At 60.9% G+C, this 15,150-nt stretch carries 15 protein-coding genes; 6 read left to right on the top strand and 9 right to left on the bottom strand.

The window, feature by feature from the left end; genetic code table 11:
• Window positions 1-64 precede the first annotated feature (64 nt).
• Window positions 65-1,003 carry a CysB family HTH-type transcriptional regulator gene (locus PSV38_RS08000; protein WP_300546410.1) on the top strand — a complete coding sequence of 313 codons (939 nt, stop codon included), beginning with the start codon at window positions 65-67 and terminating at the stop codon, window positions 1,001-1,003.
• 64 nt (window positions 1,004-1,067) lie between these two features.
• On the opposite strand, the gene PSV38_RS07995 is transcribed toward PSV38_RS08000, so the two are convergent.
• The 3 genes from PSV38_RS07995 to PSV38_RS07985 all read right to left on the bottom strand — a co-directional run bounded on the left by PSV38_RS07995 (window position 1,068) and on the right by PSV38_RS07985 (window position 3,764).
• Window positions 1,068-2,111, bottom strand: coding sequence for a putative solute-binding protein (locus tag PSV38_RS07995; RefSeq protein WP_300546396.1), 1,044 nt, complete (start codon window positions 2,109-2,111; stop codon window positions 1,068-1,070).
• A gap of 125 nt (window positions 2,112-2,236) precedes the next feature.
• Window positions 2,237-2,488 (bottom strand): hypothetical protein, encoded by a 252-nt coding sequence (locus PSV38_RS07990; RefSeq protein WP_300546395.1) that lies wholly within the window; start codon window positions 2,486-2,488, stop codon window positions 2,237-2,239.
• Window positions 2,489-2,540: 52 nt separating this feature from the next.
• Window positions 2,541-3,764: an HD-GYP domain-containing protein gene (locus PSV38_RS07985; RefSeq protein WP_300546409.1), complete on the bottom strand. Its 1,224-nt coding sequence runs from the start codon at window positions 3,762-3,764 to the stop codon at window positions 2,541-2,543.
• Between the two features lie 201 nt (window positions 3,765-3,965).
• Between PSV38_RS07985 and phaR the strand changes: the two genes are divergently transcribed.
• On the top strand, window positions 3,966-4,577 hold the full coding sequence (gene phaR, locus PSV38_RS07980; protein WP_300546394.1) for a polyhydroxyalkanoate synthesis repressor PhaR: 612 nt from the start codon (window positions 3,966-3,968) through the stop codon (window positions 4,575-4,577).
• On the opposite strand, the gene PSV38_RS07975 is transcribed toward phaR, so the two are convergent.
• On the bottom strand, window positions 4,554-5,186 hold the full coding sequence (locus PSV38_RS07975) for an arylesterase (RefSeq protein ID WP_300546408.1): 633 nt from the start codon (window positions 5,184-5,186) through the stop codon (window positions 4,554-4,556). The genes phaR and PSV38_RS07975 overlap by 24 nt on opposite strands.
• Before the next feature lie 60 nt (window positions 5,187-5,246).
• Between PSV38_RS07975 and PSV38_RS07970 the strand changes: the two genes are divergently transcribed.
• Both PSV38_RS07970 and rlmB read left to right on the top strand, forming a co-directional pair.
• Window positions 5,247-5,951, top strand: coding sequence for an ABC transporter ATP-binding protein (locus PSV38_RS07970; protein ID WP_300546393.1), 705 nt, complete (start codon window positions 5,247-5,249; stop codon window positions 5,949-5,951).
• A gap of 29 nt (window positions 5,952-5,980) precedes the next feature.
• Window positions 5,981-6,721, top strand: a complete 741-nt coding sequence (rlmB, locus tag PSV38_RS07965; RefSeq protein WP_300546392.1) for a 23S rRNA (guanosine(2251)-2'-O)-methyltransferase RlmB — start codon at window positions 5,981-5,983, stop codon at window positions 6,719-6,721.
• Window positions 6,722-6,736: 15 nt separating this feature from the next.
• Here the strand turns inward: rlmB and PSV38_RS07960 are convergent, their stop codons facing one another.
• The 5 genes from PSV38_RS07960 to bfr form a co-directional block, all read right to left on the bottom strand.
• Complete coding sequence (locus PSV38_RS07960; protein WP_300546391.1) at window positions 6,737-7,963, bottom strand: MFS transporter; 1,227 nt, start codon at window positions 7,961-7,963, stop codon at window positions 6,737-6,739.
• A 12-nt stretch (window positions 7,964-7,975) separates the two neighbouring features.
• A complete protein-coding gene (locus tag PSV38_RS07955) occupies window positions 7,976-8,983 on the bottom strand; it encodes a D-2-hydroxyacid dehydrogenase family protein (RefSeq protein WP_300546390.1) in 1,008 nt (335 codons plus the stop codon).
• Window positions 8,984-9,053: 70 nt separating this feature from the next.
• The gene (locus PSV38_RS07950) at window positions 9,054-9,587 is read right to left on the bottom strand and encodes a hypothetical protein (protein ID WP_300546389.1); all 534 of its coding nucleotides are present in this window, start codon (window positions 9,585-9,587) and stop codon (window positions 9,054-9,056) included.
• 123 nt (window positions 9,588-9,710) lie between these two features.
• Window positions 9,711-9,929, bottom strand: coding sequence for a (2Fe-2S)-binding protein (locus tag PSV38_RS07945; RefSeq protein ID WP_300546388.1), 219 nt, complete (start codon window positions 9,927-9,929; stop codon window positions 9,711-9,713).
• 129 nt (window positions 9,930-10,058) lie between these two features.
• Entirely contained in the window at window positions 10,059-10,526 is a 468-nt protein-coding gene (gene bfr, locus PSV38_RS07940; protein ID WP_300546387.1) for a bacterioferritin, read from the bottom strand.
• A gap of 165 nt (window positions 10,527-10,691) precedes the next feature.
• On the opposite strand from bfr, the gene carA reads away from it, so the two are divergent.
• Together carA and carB are read left to right on the top strand one after the other, a co-directional pair.
• Entirely contained in the window at window positions 10,692-11,864 is a 1,173-nt protein-coding gene (gene carA, locus PSV38_RS07935; RefSeq protein ID WP_300546386.1) for a glutamine-hydrolyzing carbamoyl-phosphate synthase small subunit, read from the top strand.
• Window positions 11,857-15,132 carry a carbamoyl-phosphate synthase large subunit gene (carB, locus tag PSV38_RS07930; RefSeq protein WP_300546385.1) on the top strand — a complete coding sequence of 1,092 codons (3,276 nt, stop codon included), beginning with the start codon at window positions 11,857-11,859 and terminating at the stop codon, window positions 15,130-15,132. Before carA ends, carB begins: the two co-directional genes overlap by 8 nt.
• Window positions 15,133-15,150 lie beyond the last annotated feature (18 nt).

Below are 15,150 nucleotides of genomic sequence, written 5' to 3'. Positions count from 1 at the left end.
CCAAAAACACGGCGGTAAACCGTCTGGCAAGGACGTCGGCGAGTTACCGCTTACTTTCCAACAATTGAGATCAGTGAGAGAGGCCGTGCGCCGTGGCTTCAACCTGACCGAGGTCGCCAACGCACTGCACACATCGCAACCGGGCGTCAGCCGCCAGATCCGCGAGCTGGAAGACGAATTGGGCATCGAGTTGTTTATTCGCGCGGGCAAACGCCTGACGGGCCTGACGGTGCCCGGCGCCGAAGTGCTGCCCATCATCGAGCGCTTGCTGGCTGACTCGGAGAACCTGCGCAATGCCTCGCGCGATTTCTCTCAACACGATGCGGGCCCATTGTCGATCGCGGCCACCCACTCGCAGGCACGTTATGCCTTGCCTTCGGTGGTGCGTGATTTCCGCGAGTTGTATCCCCAAGTGACCTTGAGCCTGCACCAAGGCTCGCCCCGCCAGGTGGCCGAGATGCTGCTGAGTGGCGAGGCCGACATTGGCGTGGCCACCGAGGCGCTGGACCAGTACGATCAACTGGTGACCTTGCCCTGCTACCGCTGGACCCACAGCGTCGTGGTGCCGCACGATCATCCTTTGCTGGATGGCGAGCCCCTGACCTTGCAGCGCCTGGCCCGTTTCCCGATGGTGACCTACGACGCGGGCTACACCGGCCGTTCGCACATCGACGAGGCCTTTGCCAAAGAGGGCATCCAGCCACGCATCGTGCTGAGCGCGATGGACGCCGACGTGATCAAGACCTACGTCGAGCTGGGCATGGGCGTGGGCGTGGTGGCCTCGATCGCGTATGACGAAGAGCGTGATCGCAACCTGCGCGCCATGGATGCGGGCCACTTGTTCGCCGTCAACATGACGCGCATCGCGTTCCGCCGTGGCGCTTTCTTGCGCGCCTACATTTTTGCCTTGATCGAGACCTTTGCGCCCACCTTGACGCGGGCGGTGGTCGAGCAGGCCATGCGCAACACCAACGGTGAAGAGCTGAACGACGATCAGCTTTGATCTGGCGCTTGGTCGACCAGGCCGCCAGAAGCACGGCGGCCCAAAGATGCCATCAATTCAGCGATCAGCCCTCTTCCGACTTGGTGGTGCACTCCGCGTCGGCGGGGTTCAAGGAGCAACGCACCTTCTTGATGACCTTCAAGCCTTGCGCGTCATAGATACCTTTGGACGCAATGTCCAGGCGTGATTCGCGCAGCATCAGGTTGTACTTCTGTGCGTTTTCAGGTGCCAGGTCGATCCAGGCCGCAGCGGGGATGCCAGAGTCGGCGTTCTTGATCATGCTCATGGCGCGGTCGAACTCGCCCAGCCAGTGGGTGCGTGATTTCTCGCCAAAGCCTGCGGGGAACTTGCTTTGGTTGAGGACCATCTGGTAGGTCAGGATCATGATCGGAAAGCGGGCAATGCCGCCCTTGGTGCCAATGCCTTTTTGCAGTTCAAGCGGCTTGTAGGCCAGGCTTGGTGCCGCAATCATGTCGACGCTGCCATTGTTGAACTTGGTGGCGAAGTTGCTGATGTCGGCAGAGACCGGTTGACCTCCCACGCGCTGAATCATCATGGCCTGGGCCTTGTCATGGTCAAACGCGGCGATCTTTTTGCCAGCCAACGCTTCCACGGTGGTGATGCTGCGGTCGTTGATGACCGGGTAGGCCGCGCCGAAAGGGAAGATGCCGCCGATTTCGTAGTTGCCCTGCACCATCAGCTTGGCCGCCTGGGGCGAAGCGAAGGTCTGGATGACCTTGCGGACGACGTCATAGCTGGACGCCATGTCGATCTTGCCGTCCTTGATCATGGTGGTTGATCCTAACGTGTCGATGGCACCGGAGACCGTGTTGAACTGGCGGGTGCGGAAGGCGCTGGCCAGCAGGGCATCGCATTGTCCGGTGCGGAAATCTTCGGTGGCCACACCTTCATTCGTGTAGGCCTTGAGCTCCAGAGTCACGCCTTGCTTTTGCATGACCAGACCATAGTCCTTGGCCATGTTGAAAGCGTCGCCGCTGGCGCCGAGGATGTCGAACACGCAGACCTTTTGAGCAGCCTGGGTGCTCGCGGCACCTGCTGTCAATGCCAATGCCAAGGCCACTTTGTTCAAAACTTCATTGATTCTCATGCGTTCTCCTGTTGAAGTGAGCGGCGATCTTAAGGACAAGCCAGATGGCCTTGTAACCACATGCTGCAAGCTCTGAGCCGCGACTTGGTTGACCTTGCTCAGCCCTTCGGCGCATGCGCTGTGTGTCATCCTGGCCGACATCCCAACTGCAGAAAGATGCTGCGGCCAAAGGCGTGGGTCCAGCGTGGGCTGGCGAGTGGCGAGAGAGCTCGTCGAGACACCCCGCCATAGCAAAAGCCCACCACGCCCACCTTGCCATTGCCCGCAGGCAAGTTCTTCAGGTAGCTGGCCGCCACCACGAAGTCGTCGCCGTCCTTGCTTGACCATGCCGTGCGATGGGTGCGGGTACACTCAGCAGCAAGGCGTGATGGGCCCATCAGGATCCATCCTTATCCGGACAGATTCGGGTCCACTCGCGCCCACCAATTTTCAGGCGAGCGCCTTGCCGACTTCGGCATGGAAGTGATACGACATCCGTTTGCGTGGCGACAGGTAGTCGTGGGCGGCCTGGGGCAGTTGCTGGGGCTTGATGGCCCGGCTCACAACAACGTCCGGTTCTTGTTCCAGGTCCACCAGGATGGCCTCTTCCTTGGGCACAGCCGGGTCGTAGACCAGGATCGTCGGTTTGAGGGGCCGCGTGCTGTTCACTGAGGCCACCATGCCCAGCGAGCCGTTGGACAGCACCACGATCGTCCCGGGCGGGTACACCCCCATGCAGCGCACAAAAGTCGTCATGGCCAAAGGGTCGAACTGGGACCGCTGCTGCGCATACATCGTGGACAGCGCCTCGTGGGGCGTCATGGCCTTGGCCGGATTCACCGGGTTGCACAGTTCATCGTAGGCATTCACCACCGCCACAATCCGGGACAGCAACGATAATTGCGCGCCCTGCATTTTGAGCGGATAGCCCGACCCATCAACGCGTTCGTGGTGTTGGGCAATCACCAGCAGGGCTTCGGAGGGCAAGCCCAGTTTCTTGCCAATGTCGACCCCGTGCCCGCAGTGCTGCTGCAGCAAGGACTGCTCATTTTTGCTCAAGGGCTCCATTTTGCGAGTGATGCGTTCGGGGATTTCTGCATCGCCCGCGTCATGGAAAAGCGCGCCCATGCCCAAGAACTTGATGGCCTCTATCGGGGCCTTCATTTCCTTGGCCAACATCATCGACAGCAGCGTCACGTTCAGGGAGTGCAAATACACATCCTCGCCGCCCACTTTGTCGGCCATCAATTGAATGGCGATGTCGGCGTCCACCATCATGGAGTCAGCGATGCCCGATACCAAGGTATTGGCTTGCTCGCAAACCTCTTTCGGTCGAGAGAATAAATTCTGATTGATGGACTTGATGATGCGCGTGGTGGAGAGGAACTCTCGTTCGCACGAGGCCACCTTGGTCCGCTGCAAAGCCAGTTTCTCAACGCGCTCACGTTTGGCCTGGTACGCCAGGTCGCTTTCAGGCGAAGAGCTGGCCACCGTCGACATCGGGATCGCCGACTCTGGACCGGGTTGTTCGTCGCTTTTGGCCGGTGAATAACGAATCCGCGTCAGACCCAAAGTCTGGATCATGTGAATTTGTTCGCTGCTTTTGATCTTGAAACTGGAAAATGTGAAAGGGTGGTTGACCCAGGTCAAATCAAGGTGGACATACAACCCCACGCACAATTGTCCGGGCGTGACATAGTGCTCGCCAGTACTTGATTTGGTTTCCAGCACAACAACTCCAGCAACAGCTCAAAACCTGTGAACAACGGGCCCTTCAGCATTCTAGAAGTCGTTTGAGTGTCATGGTCATAAGTCTTTGCCAATCGTGGATTAGTGTGCCTAAAATGATCCACCGCTTTGGAGAACAAGATCAGCATGAGTACCTCACGTCGTCAGTCAGCTGCCTCAGGCACCAAAAGCAAAGCCACCGATGAAACAGTGGGCGCTGATACCGACACTCCCGCTGTGGCACCTGCTGGCGTTCGGGCGATTAAAAAATACCCCAATCGGCGTCTGTACGACACCCAGACCAGCAGCTACATCACCTTGGTCGATGTGAAGGACATGGTCCTGGCCTGCGAGAACTTCATGGTCCTGGATGCCAAGTCTGGCGAAGACCTGACCCGCAGCATCCTCTTGCAGATCATTCTGGAAGAAGAGACCGGTGGCGTGCCCATGTTCTCCAGCCAGGCCCTGGCCCAGATCATTCGCTTTTATGGCAACACCATGCAGGGATTGATGGGCAACTACTTGGAAAAAAACATCCAGTCCTTCATCGACCTGCAAGCCCGCTTGACCGACAGCTCGGTGGTGAACTTGCAAGCCCCCTTGGTGCAAGCGCCACTGATGCAGAACTTCATGGGCGGCTACATGGAGCAGTCGCGCCAAATGTTCACGCAGATGCAGGAGCAAATGAGCAAGCAGGCCGAAACCCTGCTGGGCAACTTTGGCACCGGCTTGGCCTCAACGCTGACGCCCAAGAAGTAAAGGCTTCAACGTCGGCCACATGTTGCCCAGGATGACGGGGTGGGCCTTCGCAGTCGGGTGCATGCCGTCGGATTGGAACCAGTCACGGGCATCTGGCCGGTCTGCCACCCCCTTCAGGAAGAAGGGCACAAGCGCGATTGATTCTGACTTGGCCAAGGCAGGGAACAGGCCTGCAAAGTCATCGGCGTAGCGTTTCCCGAAGTTTGGCGGCACCTGCATGCCCACCAGCACGACCCGGGCGCCTGCGGTCTTGCTGGCCTTCACCATCGTCGTCAAATTGCCTTTGGTGGCTGACAGAGCGAAGCCCCGCAAGGCATCATTGGCGCCCAATTCAATGACCACCACGCTGGGACGATGCTGTGCCAACAGCGTCGGCAAGCGCGTGACGCCACCAGCCGTGGTTTCTCCACTGATGCTGGCATTGACCACCTGAGCGCTGATCTCCTCGGCCTGCAGGCGCTTTTCCAGCAAGGCCACCCAACCAGTGCCGCGCGCCAGACCATACTCGGCGGACAGGCTGTCGCCCATCACCAGGATGGTCGGTGTGGTGGCCGCTGTGGTGGCCGCATTACCCACTGAAGTCAACAGGCTGAAAACCACGCTGGCCATGGCCAGTCGCACACCTCGCGTAAAGTCAAAGGGCATCAACATTTCCTGTCTGTCATCCACATGAGCCAAAACCCCGTTGTATCACCCCTGTCGCCCGTCGTCGTGCAGGTGCAAGGCCTGGGCAAATCGGTGGAAGATTCATCGGGCACCCTGGCCATTCTGCACAACATCGACTTCACCCTGCAGGCGGGTGAGACCGTGGCCATCGTGGGGGCTTCCGGTTCGGGCAAAAGCACCTTGCTGTCATTGCTGGCTGGCCTGGACGTGCCCACCCATGGCAGCGTGCAGTTGTGTGGGCGCGATCTGTTTGCTTTGAGCGAGGACGACCGGGCGGCCCACCGCGCGGCCAACCTGGGGTTCGTCTTCCAGAGCTTTCAGTTGTTGTCGCACCTCAGCGCTCTCGAAAACGTCATGCTGCCGCTGGAGCTGCGCGGCGTGCGCGATGCGCGCAGCCAGGCCGCGGCCATGCTGGAACGCGTAGGCCTGGGCAAGCGCTTGACTCACAAGCCCGTGACCTTGTCTGGCGGCGAGCAACAACGCGTGGCCCTGGCGCGTGCCTTTGTGGTCCAGCCCAAGGTGCTGATGGCCGATGAGCCCACTGGTAGCCTGGACCACGCCACCGGCCAGTCGGTGATGGACCTGATGTTCGAGCTGAACCGCGAAGCCGGTACCACCCTGATCCTGGTCACGCACGATCCACAAATCGCCAGCCGGTGCACCCGCATTTTGCGCATTGATGCGGGCCGACTGGTGCCTGAGGCCTGACCCGCCGCGCACAGGGTAGGATGCCGCCCATGAGTCTGAAATTGCTATTTGGCTTCCATGCCGTGTCCGTGCGCCTGAAGGTCGCCCCCAAAACCATCCGCGAGCTGCACGTTGACGCCACTCGGCGCGACCAGCGCATGCGCCAGTTCCTTGCCAAGGCCGAAGAAGCCGGGCTGAACCTGGTCGAAAGCGACGACGATCGCTTGCAAAAGATGTCCGGCACTCACCGCCATCAAGGTGTGGTCGCCAAGGTGGAGCACATTCCCCAGGCCAACTCGCTGGACGACCTGCTGGATGCCTTGTCGGAGCCGCCCTTGTTGCTGGTGCTCGACGGCATCACCGATCCGCACAACCTGGGCGCCTGCCTGCGCGTGGCCGATGGTGCCGGTGCCCATGCGGTCATCGCGCCCAAGGACCACGCCGTGGGCGTCAATGCCACGGTGGCCAAGGTGGCCAGCGGCGCGGCCGAGACCGTGCCGTACTTCATGGTGACCAACCTGTCGCGCACGCTGGGTGAGCTCAAAGAGCGTGACATCTGGGTGGTGGGCACGTCTGATGATGCGCCACGCGACCTGTACGCGGCCAACATGGCCCAAGCCACCGCCTTGGTACTGGGGGCAGAAGGCAGCGGCATGCGCCAGCTCACCCGCAAGAACTGCGATGAACTGGTCAGCATCCCGATGCTGGGCGGGGTCGAAAGCCTCAATGTTTCAGTCGCCAGCGGTGTGTGCCTCTACGAGGCACGTCGCCAGCGCGGCTTCACCAGCTGAAAGCCGACCGCCAGCTCAACCCGCACTGGCGGGTGGGCTGATGGACAGCAGTTCATCCCGCCGCCGAGCATGAGCCTGCTGGGCGCGCCAGGCCCACCAGCTCACGGCCCACGCCAGCAGCATCCAGAACAAGCCCAGCCAATGCAGTTGGCCATAGCCGGAATGCGACAGGACCAGGCCACCACCTGAAGCCCCCAGCGCATGCCCCAGGTAGATGGCCGAGGTGTTGAGCGACATCAAAGCAGGTGTGAGGCGAGGGGACAAACCGCCCAGCCGCGCCTGCTGCCCGGAATTGGCGGCAAACCCGCTCAAGGCCCAAGGGAGCAAGACCAGCGCCAGCGTGGTCACGTCGTGCGCCAGTGGCCAGATCGCCAAGCTCAGAGCCATCAGGCCCAGGGTTGACGTCACCGCCCGTGCAGCGCCCACCCGATCCACATAGCGGTTCAGCAGCAGGTTGCCCGCCAAGGCCAGGGCACCGAACCAGGCGAACAAAAAGCTGATCTGCGCCGGGCTGGCGCCGAAACCGATTTTGTAATAGGGGGCGGCGTAGGCCAGCACCGTGAACTGGCCCGTGCTCTGCAATGCTGTGACGGCCACCAGACCCATCATCAAGGGCGATGAAAACACCTTTCGCCAGGACCGCATCGACAAAGCGGGCGGGCGAATGCCAGCAGGCACGGCGCGATGCACGGCCCAGGCCGAGATGAGCGAGCCCACTGCAATCGCGCCCATGGCCACCCGCCAGCCCATGCGGTCGCCCACCCAAGCGGCCAATGGCAAGCCGGCCACCGAGGCGATGGACCAGCCCATGAACACAAAAGTGATGGCCCGGCCCCGGTGGGCAGGGGTGCTCATGTAGCCAACCACGGCGGCGGCTTGCGGTGTGAAAACCGCCGCCGACAAGACGGTGAGGGCGCGCAAGGGCCACAGCCACGCATAGTTGGGCGCCAGCGCGCACAGCGCATGTCCCAGGCCATACCAAAGCATGGCCGCGGTCAGCAGGCGGCGCCGATCCCAACTGCCCACCACGCCCGCCAGGATGGGGGCGCCCAGCCCCATCATCAAGGCGGCAATGGCAATCATGTGCCCGCCTTGCTGCACGCTGATGTCCAGCGAATGTGTGATGTCGTTGAGCGTGCCCCCCACCACCATCACGCCACAGCCAATGACGAAATTGCCCAGCAACAGTGCCCATCGGGCCGAGGCCATGTCCTGGCGGGGCAGTGCGCGCTCAGCTTCCAAGCAGGGTCTCAATCAGTACCTGGGGTGCAGGACTTCCGGGTTGACGATGTGGGTCGGCTCGCCCTTGATGAAGTTCAGCAGGTTGTCAAAGGCAGCGTTGAAGTACTGCTCGTAGTTGTCCTGCTCGACGTAGCCGATGTGCGGCGTACACACCGCGTTTTCCAGGCGCAGCAGCGGGTGGCCTTGCATGATGGGCTCACTTTCGAACACATCGACAGCGGCCATGCCGGGCCGTCCCCGGTTGAGCGAAGTCACCAAGGCATTTTCATGGATCAGCTCGGCGCGCGATGTGTTGACCAGCAAAGCCGTGGGCTTCATGCGGCTCAGGTCTTCCAGCTTGATGATGCCCCGCGTGTCGTCGTTCAGTCGCAAATGCAGGCTGAGCACATCGCAAGCTTCAAAAAATGCATCGCGGCTGGGCGCTGGAATGTGGCCATCGGCCTTGGCGCGGGCACGGGAATCTTCGCTGCCCCACACCGTGACATGCATGCCAAAGGCCTTGCCAAAGCCCGCCACCAACTGGCCGATGCGCCCATAGCCCCAGATGCCCAGAGTTTTGCCCTTGAGTACCATGCCCACGCCAAAATTGGTGGGCATGGACGAGGCTTTCAAGCCGGACTGTTGCCAGGCGCCATGTTTGAGGTTGCCGATGTATTGGGGCAGGCGTCGCATGGCGGCCATCACCAGCGCCCAAGTCAACTCGGCCGGGGCCACCGGAGAGCCTACGCCCTCGGCCACCGCAATGCCCAGCCTGGTGCAGGCATCGATGTCGATGTGAGGGCCCACCGGCCCGGTCTGGCAGATCAGGCGCAGTTTGGGCAACTTTTCAAGCAGGCCCTTGGGGAAGTGGGTGCGCTCTCGGATCAGCACCAGGGCTTCCGCATCGCGCAAGCGCACGGCCAGTTGCCCATTGCCTTTGACGGTGTTGGTGAAGACCTTGGCGGAAAGCCCATCCAGCTTGGATGCGCATTTGAGCTTGCGGACGGCGTCTTGGTAGTCGTCCAGGATGATGATGTTCATGGGGCTGTTGGGTTTCAGCCCTCCATTGTGCTATGGCGATCGCGTCTTCAATGGCCTTTGTGACAACTGATCACCAAGTTGTCGTGCGCCCTGTCCGGATCTCGGTGGTTGGCCGGGACATGCGCACTGGGAAATGGTTGTTGAGCGCCTCGATGCGGACCGTGGCTTCGGTTTGACCACGGTGGGTCGAGATTGCCCGGAACACGTCGGCACGCAGGTGCCACAGTTCCCGCAATGAGCGAGCATGCTCAATGGCATCGCGAACCTGGTTGGCGCGCACTGATTGAAGATCCCACATCGCGGCAGTGAATTCTGACTTGACCTTGTTCAACCCAGTCTGCAAGGGCATGGCCTCGGGGTATTCGTCGAGATCCCACAACCAGGACCAAAAGCCCTTGACCCACCGTTTCCACTGCGGGCCTGAGCGGCTGAACAATGAAGGCGGACACACCTGCGCCCGGCGCAATGAGGAAGATGCGGGGAAATCGGAGTCATCGACAGGCAATGCCGTCGGCATGGGTTGCAATTGCACCAGCGTTGGCCGTGCTTTCACACCGTAGGTGTGTTTACTTGCTTTGTCGTCAACGAAGAATGATGAAGCCATGATTCCCTCTGCTGCAAGCCAAACCGACCGGTCCTACAGGGGTATCGGTCAGGCAGCGGCAAAGTTAAGGGAAAAAAGCCTCTAGCGATTGTGCGAAATGACGCGCGTTTTGGCGCTGCTGTGTCAGGCGAAGGCTGGCAAGCCAATGGACGCGGCTGAATGGCTAGCGTCGGTGACGACCCGTTTGGCGCCCTGGAAAACAGCGCGTGCGCATTGCTCACAACTGCCGCAGCAGGTGGAAACGCCCAGCTCGAACTGAAGGTCGTCGAACGACGAGCACCCTTGCTGCGCATGGCGCACGATGTCGCGATCAGAGATGCGGTTGCAAACACAGACAATCATGGCGTCAAGAACCTGAGTTGATGACGCTATTCTAAATAAGAACAATTCGCAGTCAACCCCTTGGGCGCATAGTCCCCATGGTTTTCGGGGATTTCTCACAGGCCACACCAGTGGTGCGGCCCGCGCCGATCAACTCATCTGCGATTGCAGGTAATTTTGAAGGCCGACCTTGGCAATCAGGTCAATCTGGGTTTCCAGAAAGTCAATGTGCTCTTCGGTGTCGTCCAAAATGGCTTGTAGCAGGTCGCGCGAGACGTAGTCGCGCACGGTTTCGCAGTAGGCGATGCCGTCCTTGATGGTCTGCTGGGCGCCGCTTTCAAGTTGCAAGTCGCAACTCAACAGCTCGGGCACGTCTTCGCCAATCAGCAGCTTGCCCAGGTCTTGCAGGTTGGGCAGGCCATCAAGCGTGAAGATGCGCTCCATCAGCTTGTCGGCGTGCTTCATCTCGCCGATCGATTCTTCGTATTCTTTCTTGGCCAGCTTGTCAAAACCCCAGTGCTTGAGCATGCGGTAGTGCAGGAAGTACTGGTTGGTGGCCGTCAGCTCATTTTTGAGTTGAGCGTTCAGGTGTTCAATGACTTTCATGTCGCCTTTCATGGGGCCTCCGTGGGTGTGAAATGCTTTGCGACAGCACGATGAGTTATACTCTACAGGTTTACCCGAAACCACCCCCCGCCTAGCGAAACTTGCATCGTTTCACCCTCACCGGAATCGGCTCCTCGAGAGCAGAGCTGGGCGCGCACAACAACGGAGAATAACCCCGTGCTGCCCGTACTGCCCCAAGCTCTTTTGGCCCTCGCAGACGGCACGGTCTTTTCTGGCACTTCGATCGGCATTGCCGGTCACACAGTCGGCGAAGTGGTGTTCAACACCTCGCTCACCGGCTACCAAGAAATCCTCACCGACCCCAGCTATTGCCAACAGATCGTCACCCTGACGTATCCGCACATTGGCAACTATGGCGTCAATCCTGAGGATGTCGAAGCGTCGAAAGTCCATGCCTCTGGTCTGATCATCAAAGACCTGCCCATCCGGGTCTCCAACTTCCGTCAGACCCAATCACTGTCTGAGTACCTGCAAGCCCAGGGCATCGTGGCCATTGCCGGAATCGACACCCGCCAACTGACACGCATTTTGCGGTCCAAGGGCGCGCAAAACGGCTGCATCGTCGGATTGCCAGCTGGTCAGGAAATCACCGATGCAGTGAAAGCCGAGGCCATTGCCAAGGCCAAGGCCGCTCCCAATATGGCGGGCCAGGATCTGGCCAAGGTGGTGTCCGCCACGGAGACCTCAGTCTGGACCGAAACCGAATGGACCCTGGGCGAAGGATTCGGCCAGCAAACTGCGCCCAAGTTTCACGTGGTCGCCTATGACTTTGGCGTCAAGCGCAACATTCTGCGCATGCTGGCTCAGCGTGGTTGCAAGGTCACCGTGGTGCCTGCCAAAACGTCTGCGGCTGAAGTGCTCAAGCACAAGCCCGACGGCATCTTCCTGTCCAATGGCCCCGGCGATCCAGAGCCTTGTGACTACGCCATCGCCGCTGCACGCGAACTGATCGAAACCGGCATCCCCACTTTTGGGATCTGCCTGGGCCATCAGATCCTGGCGCTCGCTTCTGGTGCCAAGACCTTCAAGATGAAGTTCGGCCACCATGGCGCCAACCACCCCGTGAAAGACCTCGATACTGGCCGCGTCAGCATCACCAGCCAGAACCACGGTTTCGCGGTCGATGAGAAGACATTGCCCGCCAATCTGCGCCCCACGCACGTGTCCCTGTTCGATGGCACGCTGCAAGGCTTGGCCCGCACCGACAAACCCGCTTTCTGCTTCCAGGGTCACCCGGAAGCCTCGCCCGGACCGCATGACATCAGCTACCTGTTTGAACGTTTCACGGATCTCATGGCTGCGCGGCTGATGGAGAAGAACAATGCCTAAGCGCACAGACATCAAAACCATCCTCATCATCGGCGCGGGCCCGATCATCATCGGTCAGGCTTGCGAGTTCGACTACTCCGGCGCCCAGGCCTGCAAGGCCTTGCGCGAAGAGGGCTACAAAGTCGTTTTGGTCAACAGCAACCCTGCGACCATCATGACCGACCCGAACACGGCCGACGTCACCTACATCGAGCCCATCACCTGGCAGGTGGTTGAGCGCATCATCGCCAAGGAACGCCCCGACGCGATCCTGCCCACGATGGGCGGCCAGACCGCGTTGAACTGCGCGCTGGATCTGCACAAGCACGGCGTGCTCGACAAGTACAAAGTCGAGATGATTGGGGCCAATGAAAAGGCCATCGAGAAAGCCGAAGACCGCCTGAAGTTCAAGGACGCGATGACCAGCATCGGCTTGGGTTCGGCCAAGTCGGGCATCGCGCACTCGTTGGAAGAAGCCTGGACCGTGCAAAAGCACATCGCCACGCTGACTGGCGGCCCGGGCTTCCCCACCGTGATCCGCCCCAGCTTCACGCTGGGTGGCACGGGTGGCGGCATCGCCTATAACCCCGAAGAGTTCGAAGAGATCTGCAAGCGTGGTCTGGACCTGTCACCGACCAAGGAACTGCTGATCGAAGAATCGCTCATCGGCTGGAAAGAGTACGAGATGGAAGTGGTTCGCGATAAGGCGGACAACTGCATCATCGTGTGCTCGATCGAAAACCTTGATCCGATGGGCGTGCACACCGGTGACTCGATCACCGTGGCCCCGGCTCAGACCCTGACCGACCGCGAATACCAGCTGCTGCGCAACGCCTCGATCGCCATCCTGCGCGAAATCGGCGTCGAGACTGGCGGCTCGAACGTGCAGTTCTCGATCAACCCGAAGGACGGCCGCATGGTCGTGATCGAGATGAATCCCCGCGTGTCGCGTTCGTCGGCATTGGCCTCCAAGGCCACGGGTTTCCCGATCGCCAAGATCGCGGCCAAGCTGGCTGTGGGCTACACGCTCGATGAGTTGAAGAACGACATCACCGGTGGCGCGACCCCGGCATCGTTCGAGCCGTCGATCGACTACGTGGTCACCAAGATCCCGCGCTTCGCCTTCGAGAAGTTCCCCGCCGCCGATTCGCGTTTGACGACGCAGATGAAGTCGGTCGGCGAAGTGATGGCCATGGGCCGCACCTTCCAAGAGTCCTTCCAGAAAGCCTTGCGTGGCCTGGAAACCGGCATCGACGGCCTGACCGAAATCAGCACTGACCGCGAAGAAATCATCCAAGAAATCGGCGAGCCCGGCCCCGAACGCATCCGCTTCCTGGGAGATGCTTTCCGCCTGGGCATGAGCCTGGAAGAAGTCTTCGAGGAGACCAGCATCGATCCGTGGTTCCTTGCCCAGATCGAAGACATCATCAAGACCGAGTCTGACGTCAAGGCCCGCAAGCTGGAAAGCCTGAGCACCGCCGAGTTGCGGTACCTGAAGCAAAAAGGCTTCTCGGACCGCCGCCTGGCCAAGCTCATGGGCACCAACCAGCACGACGTGCGCCGCGCCCGCATTGCTCAAGGCGTGCGCCCGGTCTACAAGCGCGTTGACACCTGCGCGGCCGAGTTCTCCACGCAAACCGCCTACATGTACTCGACCTACGAGGTCGAAGGCGCCGAGTGCGAGGCCGAGCCCACCAACCGCAAGAAGATCATGGTGCTCGGTGGCGGTCCTAACCGCATCGGCCAGGGCATCGAGTTCGACTACTGCTGCGTCCATGCTGCCTTGGCTTTGAGCGAAGACGGCTACGAGACCATCATGGTCAACTGCAACCCCGAGACCGTCTCGACCGACTACGACACCTCCGATCGCCTCTACTTCGAGCCGGTGACGTTGGAAGACGTGCTCGAGATCGTTGACAAGGAAAAGCCAGTCGGCGTGATCGTGCAATACGGTGGCCAGACGCCTTTGAAGTTGGCGTTGGACCTCGAAGCCAACGGCGTGCCCATCATCGGCACCACGCCTGACAGCATCGACATCGCCGAAGACCGCGAACGCTTCCAGGCCCTGCTGCACACGCTGGGTCTGAAGCAGCCGCCCAATCGCACGGCCCGCACCGAAGAAGCCGCCCTGGTTCTGGCGCAAGAGATCGGCTACCCGCTGGTCGTGCGTCCCAGCTACGTGCTGGGCGGCCGCGCCATGGAAATCGTGCATGGCGACAAGGACCTGGAGCGCTACATGCGCGAAGCCGTCCGCGTCTCCGACAAGTCGCCCGTGCTGCTGGACCGCTTCCTGGACGATGCCGTCGAGGTCGACGTGGACTGCATCAGCGATGGCACCGACGTCATGATCGGCGGCATCATGGAGCACATTGAGCAAGCGGGCGTCCATTCGGGCGACTCGGCCTGTTCGCTGCCTCCGTACACGCTGAGCCAGCCTTTGCAAGAAGAGCTGCGCCGCCAGACCGCGTTGATGGCCAAGGCCCTCAAGGTGGTCGGGCTGATGAATGTGCAGTTCGCCATCCAGGGCGACGTGACCGGCAGCCTGGACAAGGCCACGGTCTACGTGCTCGAAGTGAACCCGCGGGCCTCGCGCACCGTGCCTTACGTGTCCAAGGCCACGGGCCAGGCCCTGGCCAAGATCGCCGCGCGCTGCATGGCCGGTCAGAAGCTCAAGGACCAGACCAGCGCCGACGGCAAGCCACCGCGCGAGGTCATCCCGCCTTATTTCAGCGTCAAGGAAGCCGTGTTCCCGTTCAACAAGTTCCCGGGCGTTGACCCGGTGCTTGGCCCGGAAATGCGCTCCACCGGCGAAGTCATGGGCGTGGGTGTCACCTTCGGCGAAGCCATGCTCAAGAGCCAGCTGGGCGCCGGCTCGCGCCTGCCCACCAAGGGCACTGTGTGCATCTCGGTCAAGAACAATGACAAGGCCCGCGCCGTCGTCATTGCTCGCGACCTGATCGCATTGGGTTTCACGCTGGTCGCCACCAAGGGCACCGCCGCAGCCATCGCCGAAGCGGGCATCCCCGTCAAGGCCGTGAACAAGGTCAAGGATGGCCGCCCCAACATCAGTGACATGATCAAGGGCGGCGAGATCCAGCTGGTGTTCACCACGGTGGACGAAACGCGCACCGCGATCGCCGATTCCCGCAGCATCCGCACGGCCGCTTTGGCCAACCGGATCACGTACTACACGACCATGGCCGGGTGCGAGGCTGCCGTCGAGGCGCTCAAGCACCAGGACGATCTGGTGGTGTATTCACTGCAGGAACTTCACGCCAAACTGCACTAAACTGGCACGTCTCGGGGC

This window comes from Aquabacterium sp., assembly GCF_029946005.1.
Lineage (GTDB): Bacteria > Pseudomonadota > Gammaproteobacteria > Burkholderiales > Burkholderiaceae_C > Aquabacterium.
This window is presented reverse-complemented; position numbering and strand designations above follow the sequence as displayed.